Below are 19,338 nucleotides of genomic sequence, written 5' to 3'. Positions count from 1 at the left end.
CTTGGTGCTAGCGTCATTAGCACCATGTTGCTCACTCTGGACCTCAACGACGCGCGTCCCCTGCACGAGCAGGTGGCCGGCGCGATCCGCCGTGCCATCGGCGAGGGCTCGTACGCGCCGGGCGACCGGCTGCCACCCGCCCGCGACCTGGCCGAGGCGCTCGGCATCAACCCCAACACGGTGCTGCGCGCCCTGCGTGACCTGCGCGATGAGGGACTGCTGGAGTTCAGGCGGGGGCGCGGCGTCAGTGTCGCGGGCCGCGCCGACGGGCGGGCGCTGCTCCTGCAGCGGGCCCGCGAACTTCTGGAAGAGGCCATGAGGCTCGGCTACCGCCGCGAAGACCTCATCACGATGCTGGAGGAACTGCCATGATCCCCCGCGTGGGGGCTGATCGTCACCGCCGCGCTGGTCGCGGCACCACTGGCCGTGCGCGACCGGCTGCCCGAACCGCTGGCCACGCACTGGCGGCGGGGCCTCATGGCCGACGGCGAGATGTCGACCTCCTCATGAGCGTGGCCGTCTGGTGCGTGGTCTGGGTGGGTGCTGTTCGGCATCGCGGTGCACGGCAAGGCGATGGAGCGCAGGCTCAGCCGGATGTACTGGTGGGGCTCGCGGTCGTCGCCCTGGCCGTGACCGGCGTGCTGCGGCTGACCGGCGTCGTGGCGGACGGCGCCGCCGGGGGCACGCTGACCGGTCCGGCGTGGCCGGTCCCCGGTCGTGCGACAGGCGGCGTCGATTAGCCGAACAGGGCGCAGACGGTGAGCGTGGCGGCCGTGGCGGTCTCGACCAGCGCGCCCAGCACGTCACCCGTTACGCCGCCCAGGCGCCGCCTGGCATGGCGGAGCAGGAGCAGTGCCGCCCCGAGCCCGGCGACCACGCCGAGAGGGAGCACGTAGACCATCCGGTGTCCCGCCACCGAGCCGAGTCCGTGGCTGGCCACCGAGCCGAGTCCGTCACCGGTCACCAGGCCGAGTCCGTGGCTGGCCGTGGAGCCGAGCCCCATCAGACCGAGTCCATGGTCGGCCGCCGAGCCGAGGGCCGCGGCCGCCGCCAGGGCCGTGGCGGTGGCCGCCCAGGCGGCGCCTGGGCGTACCGTGCCCGCGACCAGCGCTCCGAGCCCGTCGGGACGGGCGGCGGGGACGGCTGACCGGCAGGCCCAGGTGAGCGCCAACCGGCCGGTCACGCAGGCGGTCACCAGGGCGGGCGGCCCGAGCCCGGACAACGCGGCCACCTGGACGACCAGCACCAGCACCAGCGTCATCACGCCAAACGGCCCAATATCCGACTTTTTCATGATGTCGAGCGCCTGAGGGGCAGGCTTCCCGCTGCCCAGCCCGTCCGCGAGATCCGCCAGCCCGTCCAGATGCAGCCCCCGCGTCAGTACGGCCAGCAGCCCGACCGCGAGCCCCGCGCCCAGCAACGGCGGCCCGGGCAGCAGCAGCGGCAAACAGCTCACCAGACCCAGCACCAGCCCAAGGGCCGGAGCCAGCACCATCGCCCGCCCCGCGACCTCACGATCGACGCGTGTCACCCGAACAGGGAAGACACTCAGCGTCCCGATCGCGAACCGCGTCCCGTCCATCACCCCAATTCCCCCCTCACGGTTGTCGGCCCGTCCACGGACCGGGGCCAAGAAGACGCACGTTACGGGCCCCAGCCCCGTAAACCGGAGGAGCGTGCCCCTGGACAGACCTCAACCCCGTATGGCGGGTGGGGCTCACCGGGCTGGCCGTAAAAAATAGAAATACACCCCACCATCGGACGCTGATCGCGGTCGGGGGCGGCCACTAGGGTGGCCGGATGCACGTTGTTGAACTCGAAGGCGTAGGAGTCCGGGTCGCCGGCAAGTCGCTGCTGAGTGGGGTCGACTGGCGAGTGGAGTACGGCGAGCACTGGGCCGTGCTCGGGCCCAACGGTGCCGGCAAGACGACGCTGCTCTCGCTGGCCGCCGCCATACGGCACCCGACAGAGGGTACGGCCAGCATCCTCGGCCACCGGCTCGGCCGGGTCGACGTGCGTTCGCTGCGGCGCCACATCGGCCTGGTGGCCTCCAGCCAGCGGCTGATCGACGAGGAACTCCTGGAGGAGGAAGGCGCCACCGCCCTCACCGTGGTGCTCACCGGCCACACGGGCACGAGCGCCCCCCTCTGGGACCGGTACGGCGAGGCCGAGCGGGATCGGGCGCTGCGGCTGCTGGGGGAGGTGGGCTGCAAGGACCTGGCCGAACGCCTGTTCCGGGTGTGCTCCCAGGGCGAGCGGGCCAGGATCAGGGTGGCCAGATCGCTCATGTCGGACCCGGCGGTGCTGCTGCTCGACGAGCCGTTCGCCGGCCTCGACCTGCCGGCCCGTGAGGACCTCATCGAGACGGTGGAGGACCTGGCGATGACCAGGCCGGTGCTCACCACTGTGACGGTGACCCACCGTCTGGAGGAGGTACCCGCCACGACCACGCACGCCATGCTCATGCGTGAAGCACGCGTCCTGGCGGCCGGCCCGGTCACGGACGTCCTCACACCGACGAACCTGTCCGACTGCTTCGGCCGCCCCCTGCACGTCGACCGCATGGACGGCCGCTGGTACGCCAGAGCCATCCGCCACTAGGCCCAGCGGGACGCCGGCGGCGCCGCGAGCGGCGGTCCAGTGAGATGTCGGCGGTTCCGCGCTGTGTTGGCGGTTCAGCGGCACAGCGGCGGTCCAGCAACACACCGACCGTGCAGCAAGATGCTGGTGGTCCAGTGAGATGGCGGCGGTCTGGCGCCACGCCGGTGTCGCGCTCAGGGAGTCGCTGCGCGTACCCCGTGTGTCACAGGCGCAGGAGGCGCCCGGCGATGACGAGGGCGACGTCTTCGGACTCGACGGCGAGGCGTTCGTTGAGACGCCCCAGCGCGTCCCTGAACGCCCGCCCGCTGGCCGTCGCGGGCACCACTCCCATGCCTACCTCGTCCGACACGGCCACGATGCGCTGGCTCGTACCCCGCCACGCCGCCACCAGCTCATCGCAGCGCCCGGCAACCGGCGCCCGGTCGCCGTCCCAGGCGCCGTGCTCGTCGAACACCGCCGCCAACCACGTACCCAGTCCGTCGACCAGCAGTGGCGTCGTGGCCGCGCGGATCGTCCCCGCCAGGTCGGTGGTCTCCACCGTCGCCCAGTGGGCGGGCCGCCGCTCCCGGTGGGCCCGTACCCGCGCCGCCCACTCGCCGTCGCCTTCGCCACGTGAGCCGGTGGCGACATAGGTGACGTACGGGTCGGCGGCCAGCCGCAGCTCGGCCTCGGCCGACTTGCCCGATCGGGAACCGCCCAGCAACAGGGCCCGCCTCGGCTGTTCTGGAGCGGGGGACACGGGGAGGGCGGTGTCGAGCGTGGTTCCGTCCGGTACGGCCCGTACGCGCCATAAGGCGAGCCGCCGTGACAGCTCCTCCTCGGACCTGACCCGGTGGTCCAGCCCCACGGCCACCACCTGAGTACGGTCGGCCACCAGCCCCGCCCGCCGGAGGAGCCCGATCCGCTCAGGCCGATCGAGCGGATCGACCAGCACGACGTCGTACGGGGCGCCTGGGGTCGTCGTGGCGTCCTGGGGCGCGTACAGCAGGCGGGTGCCGTCGGGGCCCTCCAGGCCGTGACCGTTGGCGAGGATCCGGTATCCGCGCGGCACGTCGTCGAACGGGAAGCGCACCACACCGTCGACCACGAGCTCGAACGGCCGGCGGTGGCCGGAGGGGAGACCGGCGCACGAGGCGCACGGGCAGGCCGGCTCCGGCCAGCCGGTGCGGGCTGCTGTACCGGCGAGAAAGAGTTTCACTGGGCTGAGCGTACAAACTCATAGACCCCGGCACCTTTGGCTCGCAGCCTGAACTGCGGGTCTCAGCGGGTTGAGGGCTTTTGGGGTTGGGGGTGTCGGACCTGGATGGGTAGTCGTTGATCGTCACCACGTCCCCCTGAGCGTTCACGCGGGCCTGGGCGGCCGAGGCCAGTAGTCAGGCCATGGAGGCCGTCTCCGCGCCCGTCACGCACTTCGTCAGCCCCTCCGAGGGCGGCTGCTCGCTGGGGAAGGCGTCGGACTCGGCGTCGCCGAAGTCGATCCGGACCACGACCGCTGGCTGAAGGAGGCCGCGGCGTCCCCGCCGCACACCGTCTGGAACGACGGCAGGTCGCCCCGGGGCGGTTCCGTCGCGGTGCCGTCGGGTGAGCTGGAGAAGCGCCAGCCGACCACCGAGCCGTCCTGCGGCACGTCCTTGGCCGAGCCCGCGAGCCACGCGGTGCCGTCGCTCTGCCAGACGCTCCACAGGCGTGCGGCGTTGGGATCGGGAGCTCCGGGCACGGGGTCGTCAGGGCTGATGGAGGGTGCGGCGGGGGCCGGGCAGGGGGAGGAGAGGAAGGCGGGCGTTCAGAGGGCGACTCCCGTCGCCACACGACATGCGCGCAGCATCGATTGACCTCCAAGCTCGGGAGTAGGGTTCCAGTGCCGTCGGAGGGTGCGTCGGCGAACCCGCGGAAAAGGAGCGTATGGCATGACATGGCGGTGGCGTTATGAAAATGCAAATGGTGGTGAGGTGACGGATCGCCCTTTGCCGCGAGAAGTTTTTCCGAGCCAGGCGGACGCGGAGTCCTGGCTTGGCGAGAACTGGGGTGAGCTGCTGGAATCCGGCGTCGAGCAGGTGGCGCTGCTCGACGAGGACCGGGTCGAATACACGGGATTGTCATTGCGTCCGGAGTGAGTCCAGGAGAAATGAAAAACCCCTTGAGCGTCATTGTCGCTCAAGGGGTTTTTGCTGCCCGGGATGTTATGGGCGCTTCGGCGGGCTGGCCGTCTTGGTGGGGTCACGCTCGACCACCGGGCCGAGAACGGTGTCGATCCGCTCCAGTACGCCGGAGTCGAGCTTGACGCCGACCGCCTTGACGTTGTCGCGCACCTGCTCGGGGCGGGAGGCGCCGACGATGGCGCTGGCGACGTTCGGGTTCTGCAGCACCCAGGCGACCGCCAGTTGCGCCATGGTGAGGCCCAGGTCGGCGGCGATCGGCTTGAGCTCCTGTACACGGCCGAGCACGTCGTCGTTCATGAAGCGGGAGATCATGTCGGCGCCGCCGCTCGCGTCGGTCGCCCTGGAGCCCTCCGGCGGGGCCTGGCCGGGCTGGTACTTGCCGGTCAGTACGCCCTGCGCGATGGGCGACCAGACGATCTGGCTGACGCCCTCGCGCTCGCTGAGCGGCACGATCTCCGGCTCGATGACCCGCCAGAGCGCGGAGTACTGCGGCTGGTTCGACACGATCCGGTCGAAGCCCATGTCGTCGGCGATCTTCAGCGCCTGGGCGATCTGGTCGGCCGTCCACTCGCTCACGCCGATGTAGAGGACCTTGCCCTGCCGTACGAGATCGTCGAAGGTCTTGAGCGTCTCCTCCAGCGGCGTCTCGTAGTCGAAGCGGTGCGCCTGGTACAGATCGACGTAGTCGGTCTGCAGCCGCCGCAGCGACCCGTGGATGGACTCGGTGATGTGCTTGCGGGACAGGCCGCGGTCGTTCACTCCGGGGCCGGTCGGCCAGTAGACCTTGGTGAAGATCTCCAGCGACTCCCTGCGTACGCCCTTCAGGGCCCGGCCGAGCACCGATTCGGCCTTGGTGCCGGCATAGACATCGGCAGTGTCGAACGTGGTGATGCCCTCGTCGAGCGCCGCCTGCACGCACTGCTTGGCGGCGTCCTCCTCGACCTGGGAGCCATGGGTGAGCCAGTTGCCGTAGCTGATCTCGCTGACTTTGAGACCGCTGCGACCAAGGGTACGGAATTCCATAGATCCGACCTTAGGCGGTCTCATGGGGTGATCTATTTCGGGATAGGGTGCGCGACGTGCTGAAGCTCGTACGGTTGGCGCTGACCGCGGCCATACTGACCGCGATCGCGGTGCGGGTGCGCCGCCGGGCCCGCAGGACAGAGACGGAACCGGAGCCGATCGGCCCCGAGCCGATCCTGGGCCGCCCGACCAGGGTGGATCTGGCCCGTTACGCGGGGCGCGGGAGGTCCCGGCCGGTGGCGACGCTGTTCGGGTTGGGCGCGCTGACCGCGGTCGTCTTCGGGGTGTTCGCCTTCATGGGCATGCCGATCCCGGAACGCGAGAAAGCCCCGTACGTGGATCGGGGTCTCGAGCAGGTGAGCGAGTCGGGCAGAGCCGCCTCGCTCGCGGCCGACGCGCTGATCTCACGGCTGCCGAAGCCGGTGTTCCCCGACCCCTACTGCAGCCCCGCGCCGCGCCCGGTCACCGTCCGGCCGCTGGATCCGAAGGTGAGACGCGCGGTCGACCGGCAGTGGCGGCGCATCGAACGGTGGCTGAAGGCCGAGGCGCCCAAGACGTACGCGACGCTGGGGCGTCCGGGCCGGGCCAGGACGATCGCCGTCGCCGAGTCGCAGATGGGGATCGACTTCCCCGACAGCCTGCGCGCCTCGCTGCTACGTCACAACGGCGCGAAGGGCTTCGGCCTCGGGTACGGTGCGCAGCTCTCGACCAGGCAGATCCGCGACGCCTGGCGGCTGATGTGCCGGGAGGACCCCACCAATCTGGAGGCCGACCCCGGGCCGGAGTTCTCCGGGGTGCTGATCCCGTTCCAGGACCGCTATGACGAGGGTTACGGCCTGATCGACTCGGAAGTGGGATCCCTGTCGTGGGACGTGGCGCAGGAAGGCATGCTGAGCACGTCGGCCCTGCCCTCCTATGGCGCGCTGCTGCGCGCCACCGCCGACGCCCTGGAGCAGGGCGGGACGGTCGACGGCACGCGGCCGCGCGTGGTGCGCGGAACACTGCGCTGGGAGACGGCGGACTGAGCCGGCGTCACTTCTTCGGCGGCACCGGCTTGCCGCCCGGCTGCACCGTGGGCGGCGGGAAGCGCAGCTTGCGGATCTGCAGGGCGCGCATCGCGGCGTAGAAGCCGACACCGCGCAGGCTCTCCTTGGGATACTTCTCCGCCACCAGCTTCTTGATCCGCCAGGCCACGAAGATCGAGGTGAAGAGCACGCCGATCATCATGATCGGCCAGCCGATCGTGATCACGTAGCTCAGCACCAGCGGCCGGATGTCGGCCGGCCACGGGACCCAGGTCGCCAGCAGGATCAGCAGCGAGAACGGCAGGAAGTACTGGCTCGGCAGCCGCCGCGAGTCGACCCAGTCACGCGCGAACTTACGCGCCGGGCCCTTGTCACGGGCCGGGAAATAGCGCTCGTCGCCCGCGAGCATGCCCTTTCGGGCCCGCTCGCGCTCGGCCGTCTGCTTGGCGCGGGACTGCCGATAGGCCTCTTTGCGGTCCTTGGGCGCGGTGACCGGCTGGCGCCGTCTGCCTTCCGCGTCCCGGCGCTTGGGTGTGGGACGACCCTTGCCCTGGGGCTTAGGATCGTCAATGGGGACGGGGGTGTCGTCCACGGAGGTTTGGGAACGGCGTCGCAACACAACGTCAACCCTACCTGGACGGCAACTTAGTGACGCCCCCGTGCGTTATGCGTAGGGTAATCCCAAGGCGGCTGCGCTGCACTGGGTGAACACCAGCACGACCTAAGAAGGGGACGGCCGACGCGCATGAGCGTGATGAAGAGACTTTCGATGATCTTCAAGTCCAAGGCCAACAAGGCCCTGGACAAAATGGAGGATCCGCGCGAGACCCTCGACTACTCCTATCAGCGGCAACTCGAGTTGCTGCAGAAGGTGCGCCGGGGCGTGGCGGACGTCGCCACTTCGCGCAAGCGGGTGGAATTGCAGGTCAACGGACTTGAACAGCAGGCCAGGCGCTACGAGGAGCAGGGCCGCAAGGCGCTGTCCGTCGGGCGCGAGGACCTGGCCCGTGAGGCCCTCCAGCGCCGGTCCAATCTGCAGGGGCAGATGGCCGACCTGAAGATCCAGCATGACAACCTGCAGGCCGAGGAGGAGAAGCTCACCACGGCTTCCCAGCGGCTGCAGGCCAAGGTCGACTCCTTCCGTACGAAGAAGGAGACGATCAAGGCGACCTATACCGCGGCCGAGGCGCAGACGCGCATCAACGAGGCCTTCTCCGGCATCTCCGAGGAGATGGGCGACGTCGGTCTCGCGATCCAGCGTGCCGAGGACAAGACCGCGCAGATGCAGGCCCGCGCCGGCGCCATCGACGAGCTGCTGGCCAGCGGCGCGCTCGATGACTACAGCGGCTCCCGCACCGACGACATCCAGGCCGAGCTCGACCGCATGGGCGGCGGCATGGACGTGGAGCTGGAGCTGGCCCGGATGAAGGCCGAGCTCGGCCAGGGTCCCGCGCCCAAGAGCGCCATCGAGCCGGGTCAGGGCGGTCAGCAGGCCGCGCCCCAGCAGCAGCCTCAGTCGCAGACGCAGCAGTTGCGCCAGCCTGGGGAGGGCGCATGATCGTCAGAATCATGGGCGAGGGGCAGGTCGAGATCTCGGCCGAGGACATCTCCGTGCTGAACCAGCTCGACAGCGAGCTCGAGTCGGCCATCGAGTCCGGCGACGAGGCGAGCTTCCGGGTCAAGCTGCACGCCCTCCTCGACAAGGTTCGCCACGTGGGCAAGTCGCTTCCCGACGACAGCCTTGAGCCGTCAGAGCTGATCCTTCCCCCCGCGGACGCCTCGATCGAGGAGGTCCGGGAGATGCTGGGCGACCAGGGTCTCATTCCGGGCTAGCCATGAGCAGCACGCGGTTCGCGCCCGACCGCGGCCTGACCAGCCGTATGGTCGTGACGATGTTCCTGCTCGGGCTGCTCTACGTGGCCTTCGTGGGCGTCCTGATCGCCGTGGGCGTACAGGCTCTGGTCGTGCTGGTGTTCGCCGGGGGCCTGCTGCTCGTGCAGTACTTCCTGTCCGATCGCATCGCGCTGTTCGCGATGCACGGCCGCGAGGTCTCACCGCAAGAGGCTCCCGAGCTGCACGGCATGGTCGACCGGCTGTGCGCCATGGCCGACATGCCCAAGCCTCGGGTGGCGATAGCGGATTCCGATGTCCCCAACGCCTTCGCCACCGGCCGCAACCAGAAGAATTCCGTTCTCTGCGTGACGACCGGCATCCTGCGCCGCCTGGAGCCCCAGGAGCTGGAGGGCGTGCTGGCACATGAGCTGTCGCACGTCGCCCACCGCGACGTGGCGGTCATGACGATCGCCTCGTTCCTCGGCATCGTCGCCGGGTTGATGACCAGATTCGCCCTGTACACCGGGCTGGGCCGCAGCCGCGACAACAACGGCGGCCTGCCGATCGGGCTGATCATCATGCTCGTCTCGATCGTCGTGTACGCGATCAGCTTCCTGCTCACCCGCGCCCTGTCGCGCTACCGCGAACTGGCCGCGGACCGGGCGGGCGCGCTGCTCACCCAGCGGCCCTCGGCCCTGGCCAGCGCGCTGACCAAGGTCACCGGCGACATGGCCAGGATCCCCAGCCGCGACCTGCGCGAGGCGGAGCCGTTCAACGCCTTCTACTTCGCCCCCGCGCTGGCCAAGGGCACCTCCATCGCCAACTTGTTCTCCACCCACCCACCGCTGGAGCGCCGCCTGGAGCAACTGGCCAGGATCTCCGCCCAGCTCGGAAGGGGCTAAACCGCATGGGCTGGCTCGACACCCTGCTAGGCCGGTCGAAGCCGGTAGAACCCAACCTCGACGCGTTGTTCGCGCTGCCGTCCGCGGCGGTGACGCTGCAGGCCGCCACCGGTCTCGTCCCCACCGGTCTCGGCTCGGTGTGCTTCCGCGCGGCGGAGGGCGGCGCGTTCGCCACACTCGAACGCGACGTGCACGAGTTGCTCGGCGACCGCGTCGACAAGTCGTCCGACAGTTACGGCTACACCTGGCTCCTGGTACGCCGTTCGCCCGACGACGTCAGTGACCTGGTCACCGAGCTCCACGCGGTCAACTCCACCATGGAGGGCGCCGGGTTCGGCCCCTCGCTGCTCTGCTCGCTGGTGTCGTTCACCGACCCCAACGGCCGGCGGCTGGCGGTCGTCTACCTGTACAAGCGAGGCACGTTCTACCCGTTCGCGCCCCTGTCCGGCCAGCACCGCGACAACGCGCTGGAGCTCCAGGCCAGGGGCGCGCTGGAGGGCGAGCTGCCGCTGGAGCAGGACCTCGGCCGCTGGTTCCCGGTATGGGGTGCCCCCGGGCTCTGATCGCACCGGGTGATCTAATGATCACGTGGAGCGAAGACTGCTGGTGCTCGCGGCCACGGCGTTCGTCGTGGCCGCCGTGCTGTACAGCGCGTGGATGCCCGGCCAGTTCACCAGCCCGCTGGTCGACCGGACCGACGGCCTGGTCGGCGAGCTGGCGGCGCGCGACCAGCCGTCGACGCGCCTGTTCAGGACCAGTGACGTGCTGTCGGGCCTGGCGATCGTGCTCGGGGTGGCGGTGACGTACAGGGTGCGGCGCGAGTGGTCCGGCTGGCTCGCGCTGGCGGTGTTCGGCGTCCTCGTGATCGCCGGCGGGCTGTTCCCGCTCGACTGCGCCGCACTGGGCGATCCGGTCTGCGAACTCACCCCGCTGTCCCTCTCCCACCACGTCCACGCCGTGACCGGCGTCCTCGCCACGGTCGCCGTACTGGCCGCGATGGCCCTGCTGAGCCGGTGCTGGAACGCGTACGGCGCCTGGCTCATCACCGGCGCCGCCCTGGGCGCCACCGCGCTGACGCTGGCGGCCGTCGCGGGCGGGTACCTGGCGGGGGTGGCGCAGCGCGCGCAGGCGACGCTGACGGCGATGTGGCTCGTGTACGTCGCACTCCGGCTGCTGGTGGCCGACGACCCGGTCGACAGCGGCCCGGTTTCGGGTGGTTCGCTGTTCGGTGGTGTGGTTTCCGGGATGGTGGGGAGCTCGGGGGCGCACGTGGTCGTTCAGGGGGAGGGGCCGGTCGTCCTCATCAGCGCGGGGCTGGGCGGTGCGTGGTTCCACTGGGATCGGGTGGCCGCCGAGCTGGCGCGGAGCCATCGGGTGGTCCGCTTCGACCGGCCCGGTCTCGGCCGCAGCCCCGCCTCGCCGGCCCCGCCCACCCTGTACGGCGAGGCCGCCCGCCTGGCCGCCCTGGCCCCCGCCCATCCCGAACAGGTCACCGTGGTCGCCCATTCGGTGGCCGCCTGGCACGCGGAGGCGTTCGTACGGCTGCATCCGATGTGCGTGTCCCGGCTGGTGCTCGTGGACCCGAGCCGCGACGACCGCCGCCGCCGCGCCTCATCGCTCGGCCGGACGCTCGGCCAGTGGCTGCCCGCGCTGGGCGGCGCGTGGGGGGCGACCGCGCTCGCGCTGCTGGCGGGTCCGGCCGTCCACCGGCTGGTCAACGGCTTGCCCGACCACGGGCGCGCGTACCGTACCGGCCGGGGGCTCGCCGCGGCGGCGGGGGAGTGGCTCGCCCGGCACGACATGGCCGCCGACCTGCGCCGCGTCAGGGCCCGGCACGCCTTCCCCGACGTGCCCGTGACCGTGATCAGCTCGCGCGGGAGAGCGCGCGGCCGGGCGCGGCCGGCCGCCGAACTGAACGCCGACCTCGTCCACCTGGCCGCCTCGGCCCGCCGAATCCACCTCGCCGCCTCCGCCCCGATCGCCGACGCCGTCCGCCGCCTGCGCTGATGGGCTGACGGGGAGCGGCGTAACCCACCAGAATGGCGGAAAAGACGCCATATATGGGGGTTGCACAATGCCGGACCTCGCGGCCCTTCGGCCAGGGGATCCCGCGTCGGTGGGGGAGTACACCTTGTCGGGGCGGCTGGGCGAGGGCGGGCAGGGGACCGTCTACCTGGCGACCGCCGCCAACGGCGCGCGGGTCGCGGTGAAGTTACTCCGCGCGGACCTGGCGGGGGACCACGAGGCGTCGGAGCGGTTCGTCCGCGAGGTGGCGATGGCGCGGCGGGTCGCGCCCTTCTGCACTGCCCAGGTCATCGAGACGGGGCTGTTCGGCCGCCTGCCGTACATCGTCAGCGAGTACATCGACGGGCCGACGCTCGACGACGTGGTGCGCACGGACGGGCCGCGTTCGGGGACGTCGCTGCATCGGCTGGCGATCGGTACGGTCACCGCGCTCGTCGCCATCCACCAGGCGGGCATCGTGCACCGCGACTTCAAGCCGTCGAACGTGGTGCTGGCCTCCGACGGGCCCCGGGTGATCGACTTCGGCATCGCCAGGGCGCTCGACCTGACCTCGTCGTTGACGGCCAGCGCCATCGGGACGCCGTCGTTCATGGCGCCCGAACAGCTCACGGACGCGGCTCCCGGGCCTTGGTCGGACATGTTCGCGTGGGCGTGCACGCTGCTGTTCGCCGCTTCGGGGCAGCCGCCGTTCGGGCAGGACAGTCTGGCCGCGGTGGTCAACCGGATCATCCACACCGATGCCGACGTGACGCCGATCGCGGATCCGGCGCTGCGCTCGCTGGTCGCGGACTGCCTGGCCAAGGATCCCGCGCGGCGGCCGACGGCGAGCGAGGCGCTGATGCGGCTGCTCGGCCACGGGCCCGGCGGCGCCTCGCCCGGCCTCCTGCGCCAGGGCACGGCCGTGGCCGCCTCGGGTCCGGTCCCGCCGATGGTCTCGGGCGCCATGCCTCCGCCGGGCTGGGCACCGCCGCCGGTGGGGCCGATGCGTCAGACGTACCAGCAGCCTCCTCCACCCCCGTTCTACCAGCAGCAACTCCCACTTCCCCTGCCGCCCACCCGGACAGGCGGCAGGCGGGGCACCGGGTGGATCGTCGCCACGGCGGTCGCCTGCACGCTCGCGCTGGCCACGGTCGGCACCATCGTCGTGGTACGGCTCGCGTCCCTGCCCGACCCGGGCATCACGTCCTCGCCGACGCCCGACAACACGAACAACACGGCTAACTCACCCTCGTACACGCCGACACCAAGCCCGACCCCGACGCCCACCCCCACGTCCAGCACGAACCAGACCACCCGGACGATCGCGCTGCCCGGCAGCTCCGTCGAGATCCGCGAGAACGGCTCCGACCCGATCAAACTGGCCGCCTACAGCCTGGACAGCGGCAAGCGCGTCTACGTCCGGCGGGCCGCGTCCGACGACTTCACGCTCAACAGCCGCTACTACGAGTACGCGCTGGCCGCCGACGGCACTCGCGCGCTGGCCACCGACGTCGACTACAGCACCGACGGCTACGGCCTCGTGTCGATCATCGACCACCGGACCGGCGCCAAGCGCACGGTGAAGCTCAGCGTCAAGCCGGTGTTCCCGACGACGCCGCGCTGGTCGCCGGACGGCAAGCTCGGCCTGGTGACGCTCTTCAAGGACACGGGCGGCAAGAGCGTCGAGTACGGCTACGGCGTCATCGACGTCGAGCGGGGCACCGGCAAGGTCTACGAGGTCAAGGAGAAGGGCGCGGGCGAGTGGCGCTTCTTCTGGGACGCCGACGGGCAGGCCGTCGGCACGTGGGTGGGCGGCAGGATGAAGTTCTACGACCTGGACGGCAACGCGCTGCGTACGCTGACCGGCGCGGGCTCGCCCGTCTGGGTGGAGGGCGACGACGTCTCCCCGTCGGGCGGGCTGTTCCTGTCGCACTGCGGCACGGCGGGTGACACCCTCTGCGCCAGGTCCACGACGGGCGGCGGCACGCCCGTCACCATCCCCTTCGCCTCCAACCGGCTCATCGGCTGGTGGGATGACCAGCACCTGGCCGTGTGGCGGGCCAAGGGCGCCGGTTACGAGGCGGTTGTCATCGATCTGAAGGGGCAGATCAGCAGAGTGCTGGCCACCGCGGCGAAGCAGGCCGAGTTCGACAAGATGGGCCTGCGCTACAGCCGCGGGACGCCCTGACGAACCTGCCGATCCTACGGACCCAAGGGGGTACGCGTGGAAACGGAGCACGAGCAGATCGCCGTCGCCGGCGAGGGTGCGGTCTCGGCCGCACCCGACGTCATGCGACTGAACACGGGCGTCGAGGTACGCAAGACCTCGGCCGCCGAAGCCTTCGCGGCCGTCCGGGCCGCCGCCGCCCGGCTCACGGAGGCGCTGAAAGGGGCCGGCATCGCCCCTGAGGACCTGCGCACCAGCGAGCTGTCCCTCGGCCCCGAGTACGAGGTCTACCCCAAGGTGGCCGCCTACAGGGCCGCGCAGGGCGTCGAGGCGCTGGTCCGCGACCTGTCGCGGGCCGACCGGGTGATCGACACCGTGGCGGCGGTGGGTGAGGAGGCGCGGCTGAACGGCGTCTCGTTCGAGCTGTCCGACCCCGCCGGGGCGCTGGTGGAGGCGAGGGTACGGGCGTTCCGCGACGCCGCCGCCAAGGCCGCCCAGTACGCCGAACTGGCCGGGCGCCCGCTGGGCCGGGTCGTCTCGGTGACCGAGGAGCTGAGGGGCGGGCCGCAGCCGCTGGCGTTCGCCACGTTCGCGGCGGAGGAGAAGGCGTCGATCAGCCCCGGACACCAGACCTTGTCGATCGGTGTCCGGGTCGTCTACGCCTTCGGTGACTAGCGGAACCCGTGGCGCTAGGGGAGGGCCAGCATGCGGTCGAGGGCGACCCTGGCCCAGTGGGCGGTGTCGTCGTCGACCGTGATCTGGTTGACGACCTCCCCGAGCGCCAGCGACTCCAGCGCCCACACCAGGTGCGGCAGGTCGATCCGGTTCATGGTCGAGCAGTAGCAGACCGTCTTGTCGAGGAACGAGACGTTCTTGTCGGGAAACATCGTGGCGAGCCGCTTGACCAGGTTCAGCTCGGTGCCGATCGCCCAGCTCGAACCTGCGGGGGCCGCCTCCAGCGTCTTGATGATGTGCTCGGTCGAGCCGACGTCGTCCGCCTTGAGCACCACTTCGTGCTTGCACTCGGGGTGGACGAGCACGTTGACGCCCGGGATGCGCCGCCGTACGTCATCGACGGACTCGGCCGTGAAACGGCCGTGCACCGAGCAGTGGCCCTTCCACAGGATCATCCGCGCGCGGTCGAGCTGCTCCTGGGTGAGGCCGCCGTTCGGGCGGTGGGGGTTCCAGACGACGCAGTCGTCCAGGGACATGCCCATCTCCAGGACCGCGGTGTTGCGGCCGAGATGCTGGTCGGGCAGGAACAGCACCTTCTCGCCCTGCTCGAAGGCCCAGTCGAGAGCTCGCTTGGCGTTGGAGGAGGTGCAGACCGCGCCGCCGTTCCGGCCGCAGAAGGCCTTGATGTCGGCGCTGGAGTTCATGTACGTGACGGGAATCACCTGATCGGCGAGACCGGCGTCCTCCAGGGCCTCCCAGCACTCCTCGACCTGGTCGAAGGTGGCCATGTCCGCCATCGAGCAGCCCGCCGCCAGGTCGGGCAGGATCACCTTCTGCGTCTCACCGGTCAGGATGTCGGCGGACTCGGCCATGAAGTGCACGCCGCAGAAGACGATGAACTCCGCCTCCGGCCTGGCCGCGGCCTGCCGCGCCAACTTGAAGGAGTCACCGGTGACATCGGCGAACTGGATGACCTCGTCACGCTGGTAATGGTGGCCCAGCACGAACAGCCGGTCACCGAGCGCCTCCTTCGCCTTGCGCGCCCGCTCCACCAGGTTCGGATCGGAGGCGGGCGGCAGCTCACCAGGACAGTCGACCCCCTTCTCGCTGTGTGGATCGGCGTCCCGGCCGAGAACGAAGAGCGGCAGCCCAGTCTGGGTGGCCATGGCCATACCCCCTTATCGTCGAACTGACGATACTCATCATGACATATGGGGCGCAGCGCTTATTCCGGGGGTCCGAGGGGCTGGGAATGTGTAGCACGGGGGATGTGTTGGTAGCGTCTAAGTAGGACGTCGTAAACAGACAGCCGGGTTAGGGAGTCAGCAGATGACGGTTGAGAGCAGCGAGACCACGACGCAGGGCCTGATCCTGACTGACGCGGCCGCCGCCAAGGTCAAGGCTCTGCTCGAGCAGCAGGGCGAAGAGGGCTTGCAGCTGCGCGTGGCCGTGCAGCCGGGTGGTTGCTCCGGTCTCCGTTACCAGCTCTTCTTCGATGACCGCTCGATGGACGGAGACGTCGTTACCGACTTCGGCGGGGTCAGCGTGGTCACCGACAGGATGAGCGCCCCTTACCTGCTGGGCGCCTCCATCGACTTCGTGGACACGATCGAGAAGCAGGGCTTCACCATCGACAACCCCAACGCCACCGGCTCCTGTGCCTGTGGCGACTCCTTCAACTAGTCCTTCAAGCAGTCCTTCGGACTAGTTCGGAGTGGGTGAGGTCCCGCTCGCATTCGTGCGTGCGGGACCTTCGCGTCCGTCCTCGCGTATCCTCGTTTGGGCTTATTGGCTTGCTGACAACGAGGAAGAAGAATCCCGTGCGCATCGCCGTCACCGGCTCCATCGCGACCGACCATCTGATGACCTTCCCAGGAAGCTTCGGCGAACAGCTCATCGCCGAGCAGCTTGACCGGGTGTCACTCTCCTTCTTGGTCGACGACCTGCAGATCCGCCGCGGTGGGTGCGCGGCGAACATCGCCTTCGGCATGGGGTGCCTGGGGCTCACCCCGATCCTCGTGGGCGCGGTCGGCTCGGACTTCGCCGACTACCGCTCGTGGCTGGAGCGCCACGGCGTGGACTGCGATTCGGTGCACGTCTCCGAGAACCACCACACGGCTCGCTTCCTGTGCACCACGGACGAGCACCACAACCAGATCGCCTCGTTCTACACCGGCGCGATGGCAGAGGCGCGGCTCATCGAGCTGCGGCCCGTCTCCGACCGCGTGGGCGGGCTCGACCTGGTGCTGATCAGCCCGAACGACCCCGACGCCATGCTGCGTCACACCGACGAGTGCCGCCAGCGCGGCATCCCGTTCGCCGCCGACCCCTCGCAGCAGCTCGCCCGCATGGCCGACGAGCAGATCCGCGACCTGGTCGACGGCGCCGCCTACCTGTTCTCGAACGACTACGAGAAGGGGCTCATCGAGCAGAAGACCGGCTGGTCCGACGCCGAGGTCCTGGACCGCGTGGGCGTCCGCATCACCACGCTCGGCCCCAAGGGCGCCGTCATCGACCGCGCGGGCGAGCCGTCCATCCAGGTCGCGCCCGCGCCGGAGGCGGGCAAGGCCGACCCGACCGGCGTCGGCGACGCCTTCCGGGCGGGCTTCCTGTCCGGTCTGGCCTGGGGCCTGTCGCTGGAGCGCTGCGGCCAGCTCGGCAACCTGACCGCCACGCACGTCCTGGAGCGGGTCGGCGGGCAGGAGTACGAGCTGGGGCAGAAGGCGTTCCTTGAGCGGTTCGGCGCCGCCTACGGGGCCGGTGCCGCCGAGGAGATCGCGGGCCTCGTCCACTGCCACCACGCCTGACACACGCCACCGCGACCGAACGCGAGCCGCCCCGCCGCACGATCAGTGCGGCGGGGCGGTGGTCTTCCCGGCCGGGCGGTCAGGCGCCGGCGTAGACGCGGTGCACGAATTCGGCCAGTTGGTCGTCGGGCAGGTGCTTGGCCAGGTCGGCCTCGGAGATCATGCCCACGATCCGCATGTCCTCCATCACCGGCAGCCGCTTGATCTGGTGCTGCTCCATGCGCTGGAGCGCCTCCTCGACCGTGGCGTCGACCGGCACCCAGACCAGCCCGACCACCAGGTCGCCCGCCCGCATGTGGGCCGGGTCGCGCCCCTCGGCCACGCACTTGATCACGATGTCGCGGTCGGTGATGATCCCGGTCACGCGGTCGTCGACGCAGACCGGCAGCGCTCCCACGTGGTTGTCGCGCATCATCTGCGCGGCCCGGTCGAGCGTCTCATGCGCGGGGATGCACTCCACGCCCTCGCTCATCACGTCGCGGGCGGTCTCGTGCGGGTGTCCATCCGTCATGTCTTCTCCCCCCGGAGGTCGGCGATATGGCTCCGAGGGGGTTCTTACCCGTTTGATGGGGTTTACGCGGTTTTCTGCCGTACGTACTGGATGTCAGTAATTGCGGCGTACGTGAATGGACCAGCCGCCCTGCGGCAGCTCGTAGGAGCCCACGTGGCGGTGGGACTTCAGGCGGCACCACGCGGGGACGTCCGTGAACGCGGCCGGATCGTCGGCCAGGACGGCGATCACGGCGTTGAGCGGGACATAGTTGATCTGCTCGGCGAGCATGATGATCGGAATCGGGCACTTCTTCCCGAGCGCGTCGATCGTCAATGACGGCTGAATAACCTCGGTCATGCGACTCCTGCGTCCTGCCGGATTCGGTGCACCACATCGGGCAGCACGGCGAGGAATCTGTCGACCTCGGCCGCGGAAGCGCCCCTGGGCAGTGACACCCGGACATTCCCATGCGTGAGCACGCCCATCGCTTCCAGAACGTGCGATGGACGAAGCGTACTAGCGGTGCATGAACTCCCGGACGATACCGCGAATCCGGCTTTGTCCAGCTCGGTGAGCAGCACCTCCCCGTCGACGTAGAGACAGGAGAAGGTCACGATGTGCGGCGCCCGCTCGACGGGGTCGCCGATCACCTCCACGTCGGGCACGATCTCCGGCACGGTCCGCCGGATCTTGTCGACGAGCGCGGACAGGCGGGAACGTTCCCGCGCCGCCTCGGCGGTCATCGCCCGCAGGGCGGCCGCGGCGGCGACGATGGCCGGCACGTTCTCGAACCCGGGGACCCGGCGCCGCTCGCGCTCGTCCTCCGGCAGGAACGACCGGAACCGCGTGCCCTTGCGCACCGCCAGCACGCCCACCCCGGCGGGGCCGCCCCACTTGTGGGCGCTCGCGGTCAGGACCGACCAGCCCTGCGGGATCGGCAGCCGCCCGGCCGTCTGGGCGGCATCGACCAGCAGCGGGACGCCGTGCTCCCGGCAGGCGGCGGCCACCTCGTCCACCGGCTGGAGCGTGCCGACCTCGTGGTTGGCCGTCTGCAGGCAGGCCAGGCCCGTGTCGGGCCTGGACACGGCGGCCTTGAAGGCGGCCGGGTCGACGCGTCCGCGCAGATCCACCCCCACGATCTCCACCGTACCGCCGCCGCGTTCGTGCAGGCTGGCGGCGTGCAGCACGCTGGAGTGCTCGACCGCGCCGGTCACCAGGTGCCGTCCGGCCCGCCGTCTGCCGTGTAGGGTGCCGAGCACGCCGAGATGCACCGCCTGCGTGCCCGAAGAGGTGAACGACACCTCGTCGGGACGCGCGCCGAGCGCTTCGGCCACCTCCGTACGGGCCTGCTCCAGCAGCAGGTGCGCACGGCGGGCCTGGCCGTACAACCTCGCGGGGTCGGCCCAGCCGACATCGATCGCCGCCAGGAGCGCTTCGCGAGCCTGGGGGTGGAGCGGCTCGGTCGAGGCCGCGTCAAAGTACGCCACGAGACCCATCGTCCCACTTGCGGTGCACCATTGAGGGGGCGCGCAGGAGGGCGGGGCTCTTGCACGCTAATGTGTCTCCAATCAGCTGTGCATTTAGACATACGAGCGCCCAGGAGGACTCCTGGGCTTCATCTGTGGGGTAGGCGATCCGTGAGTCCGACT

At 70.3% G+C, this 19,338-nt stretch carries 22 protein-coding genes; 14 read left to right on the top strand and 8 right to left on the bottom strand.

From position 1 onward, the window contains the following. Positions 1-24 precede the first annotated feature (24 nt). Positions 25-372, top strand: a complete 348-nt coding sequence (locus tag KLK06_RS24275; RefSeq protein ID WP_214637855.1) for a GntR family transcriptional regulator — start codon at positions 25-27, stop codon at positions 370-372. Between the two features lie 230 nt (positions 373-602). Continuing rightward, positions 603-740: a hypothetical protein gene (locus KLK06_RS24270; protein WP_214637854.1), complete on the top strand. Its 138-nt coding sequence runs from the start codon at positions 603-605 to the stop codon at positions 738-740. Here the strand turns inward: KLK06_RS24270 and KLK06_RS24265 are convergent. Further along, on the bottom strand, positions 737-1,582 hold the full coding sequence (locus KLK06_RS24265; RefSeq protein WP_214638068.1) for an adenosylcobinamide-GDP ribazoletransferase: 846 nt from the start codon (positions 1,580-1,582) through the stop codon (positions 737-739). The two genes, KLK06_RS24270 and KLK06_RS24265, sit on opposite strands and share 4 nt — an antisense overlap. A gap of 218 nt (positions 1,583-1,800) precedes the next feature. Here KLK06_RS24265 and KLK06_RS24260 point away from each other — a divergent pair, with 218 nt between their 5' ends. Beyond that, positions 1,801-2,601, top strand: a complete 801-nt coding sequence (locus KLK06_RS24260; RefSeq protein ID WP_214637853.1) for an ABC transporter ATP-binding protein — start codon at positions 1,801-1,803, stop codon at positions 2,599-2,601. Between the two features lie 202 nt (positions 2,602-2,803). Here the strand turns inward: KLK06_RS24260 and KLK06_RS24255 are convergent, their stop codons facing one another. Next, complete coding sequence (locus tag KLK06_RS24255) at positions 2,804-3,799, bottom strand: bifunctional adenosylcobinamide kinase/adenosylcobinamide-phosphate guanylyltransferase (RefSeq protein ID WP_214637852.1); 996 nt, start codon at positions 3,797-3,799, stop codon at positions 2,804-2,806. A 709-nt stretch (positions 3,800-4,508) separates the two neighbouring features. On the opposite strand from KLK06_RS24255, the gene KLK06_RS24250 reads away from it, so the two are divergent. Beyond that, positions 4,509-4,715: a hypothetical protein gene (locus KLK06_RS24250; protein WP_214637851.1), complete on the top strand. Its 207-nt coding sequence runs from the start codon at positions 4,509-4,511 to the stop codon at positions 4,713-4,715. A 66-nt stretch (positions 4,716-4,781) separates the two neighbouring features. Here the strand turns inward: KLK06_RS24250 and KLK06_RS24245 are convergent, their stop codons facing one another. Further along, complete coding sequence (locus tag KLK06_RS24245; protein ID WP_214637850.1) at positions 4,782-5,783, bottom strand: aldo/keto reductase family protein; 1,002 nt, start codon at positions 5,781-5,783, stop codon at positions 4,782-4,784. Between the two features lie 56 nt (positions 5,784-5,839). Between KLK06_RS24245 and KLK06_RS24240 the strand changes: the two genes are divergently transcribed. Further along, complete coding sequence (locus KLK06_RS24240; protein WP_214637849.1) at positions 5,840-6,808, top strand: SMI1/KNR4 family protein; 969 nt, start codon at positions 5,840-5,842, stop codon at positions 6,806-6,808. Between the two features lie 7 nt (positions 6,809-6,815). On the opposite strand, the gene KLK06_RS24235 is transcribed toward KLK06_RS24240, so the two are convergent. Further along, the gene (locus KLK06_RS24235; RefSeq protein ID WP_308168418.1) at positions 6,816-7,400 is read right to left on the bottom strand and encodes a DUF3043 domain-containing protein; all 585 of its coding nucleotides are present in this window, start codon (positions 7,398-7,400) and stop codon (positions 6,816-6,818) included. 153 nt (positions 7,401-7,553) lie between these two features. Between KLK06_RS24235 and KLK06_RS24230 the strand changes: the two genes are divergently transcribed. From KLK06_RS24230 to KLK06_RS24200, 7 genes are all read left to right on the top strand, one after another. Beyond that, positions 7,554-8,366, top strand: a complete 813-nt coding sequence (locus KLK06_RS24230; RefSeq protein ID WP_214637848.1) for a PspA/IM30 family protein — start codon at positions 7,554-7,556, stop codon at positions 8,364-8,366. Next, entirely contained in the window at positions 8,363-8,641 is a 279-nt protein-coding gene (locus KLK06_RS24225) for a hypothetical protein (RefSeq protein WP_214637847.1), read from the top strand. The genes KLK06_RS24230 and KLK06_RS24225 overlap by 4 nt, the downstream gene beginning before the upstream one ends. Before the next feature lie 2 nt (positions 8,642-8,643). Further along, positions 8,644-9,543 (top strand): zinc metalloprotease HtpX, encoded by a 900-nt coding sequence (gene htpX, locus KLK06_RS24220; protein ID WP_214637846.1) that lies wholly within the window; start codon positions 8,644-8,646, stop codon positions 9,541-9,543. Between the two features lie 5 nt (positions 9,544-9,548). Further along, the gene (locus KLK06_RS24215; protein ID WP_214637845.1) at positions 9,549-10,106 is read left to right on the top strand and encodes a hypothetical protein; all 558 of its coding nucleotides are present in this window, start codon (positions 9,549-9,551) and stop codon (positions 10,104-10,106) included. A 25-nt stretch (positions 10,107-10,131) separates the two neighbouring features. Then, on the top strand, positions 10,132-11,550 hold the full coding sequence (locus tag KLK06_RS24210; RefSeq protein ID WP_214637844.1) for an alpha/beta fold hydrolase: 1,419 nt from the start codon (positions 10,132-10,134) through the stop codon (positions 11,548-11,550). Between the two features lie 67 nt (positions 11,551-11,617). After that, on the top strand, positions 11,618-13,735 hold the full coding sequence (locus tag KLK06_RS24205) for a serine/threonine-protein kinase (protein WP_214637843.1): 2,118 nt from the start codon (positions 11,618-11,620) through the stop codon (positions 13,733-13,735). A gap of 36 nt (positions 13,736-13,771) precedes the next feature. Beyond that, positions 13,772-14,389: an SIMPL domain-containing protein gene (locus KLK06_RS24200; protein ID WP_308168417.1), complete on the top strand. Its 618-nt coding sequence runs from the start codon at positions 13,772-13,774 to the stop codon at positions 14,387-14,389. Positions 14,390-14,403: 14 nt separating this feature from the next. On the opposite strand, the gene nadA is transcribed toward KLK06_RS24200, so the two are convergent. Then, complete coding sequence (gene nadA / locus KLK06_RS24195; RefSeq protein ID WP_214637842.1) at positions 14,404-15,561, bottom strand: quinolinate synthase NadA; 1,158 nt, start codon at positions 15,559-15,561, stop codon at positions 14,404-14,406. A 157-nt stretch (positions 15,562-15,718) separates the two neighbouring features. On the opposite strand from nadA, the gene erpA reads away from it, so the two are divergent. Beyond that, positions 15,719-16,072 (top strand): iron-sulfur cluster insertion protein ErpA, encoded by a 354-nt coding sequence (gene erpA / locus KLK06_RS24190; RefSeq protein ID WP_214637841.1) that lies wholly within the window; start codon positions 15,719-15,721, stop codon positions 16,070-16,072. A 137-nt stretch (positions 16,073-16,209) separates the two neighbouring features. Beyond that, a complete protein-coding gene (locus KLK06_RS24185; protein WP_214637840.1) occupies positions 16,210-17,196 on the top strand; it encodes a carbohydrate kinase family protein in 987 nt (328 codons plus the stop codon). Positions 17,197-17,275: 79 nt separating this feature from the next. Here the strand turns inward: KLK06_RS24185 and KLK06_RS24180 are convergent, their stop codons facing one another. From KLK06_RS24180 to KLK06_RS24170, 3 genes are all read right to left on the bottom strand, one after another. After that, positions 17,276-17,707, bottom strand: coding sequence for a CBS domain-containing protein (locus tag KLK06_RS24180; protein WP_214637839.1), 432 nt, complete (start codon positions 17,705-17,707; stop codon positions 17,276-17,278). Between the two features lie 93 nt (positions 17,708-17,800). Next, on the bottom strand, positions 17,801-18,046 hold the full coding sequence (locus KLK06_RS24175) for a sulfurtransferase TusA family protein (RefSeq protein WP_214637838.1): 246 nt from the start codon (positions 18,044-18,046) through the stop codon (positions 17,801-17,803). Next, positions 18,043-19,185, bottom strand: a complete 1,143-nt coding sequence (locus KLK06_RS24170) for a cysteine desulfurase family protein (protein WP_214637837.1) — start codon at positions 19,183-19,185, stop codon at positions 18,043-18,045. The genes KLK06_RS24175 and KLK06_RS24170 overlap by 4 nt, the downstream gene beginning before the upstream one ends. Positions 19,186-19,338 lie beyond the last annotated feature (153 nt).

This window comes from Nonomuraea sp. NEAU-A123, assembly GCF_018603905.1.
Taxonomy (GTDB): domain Bacteria; phylum Actinomycetota; class Actinomycetes; order Streptosporangiales; family Streptosporangiaceae; genus Nonomuraea.
The sequence above is the reverse complement of the archived record's forward strand: the minus strand, read 5'-3'. Positions and strand labels throughout refer to the sequence as shown.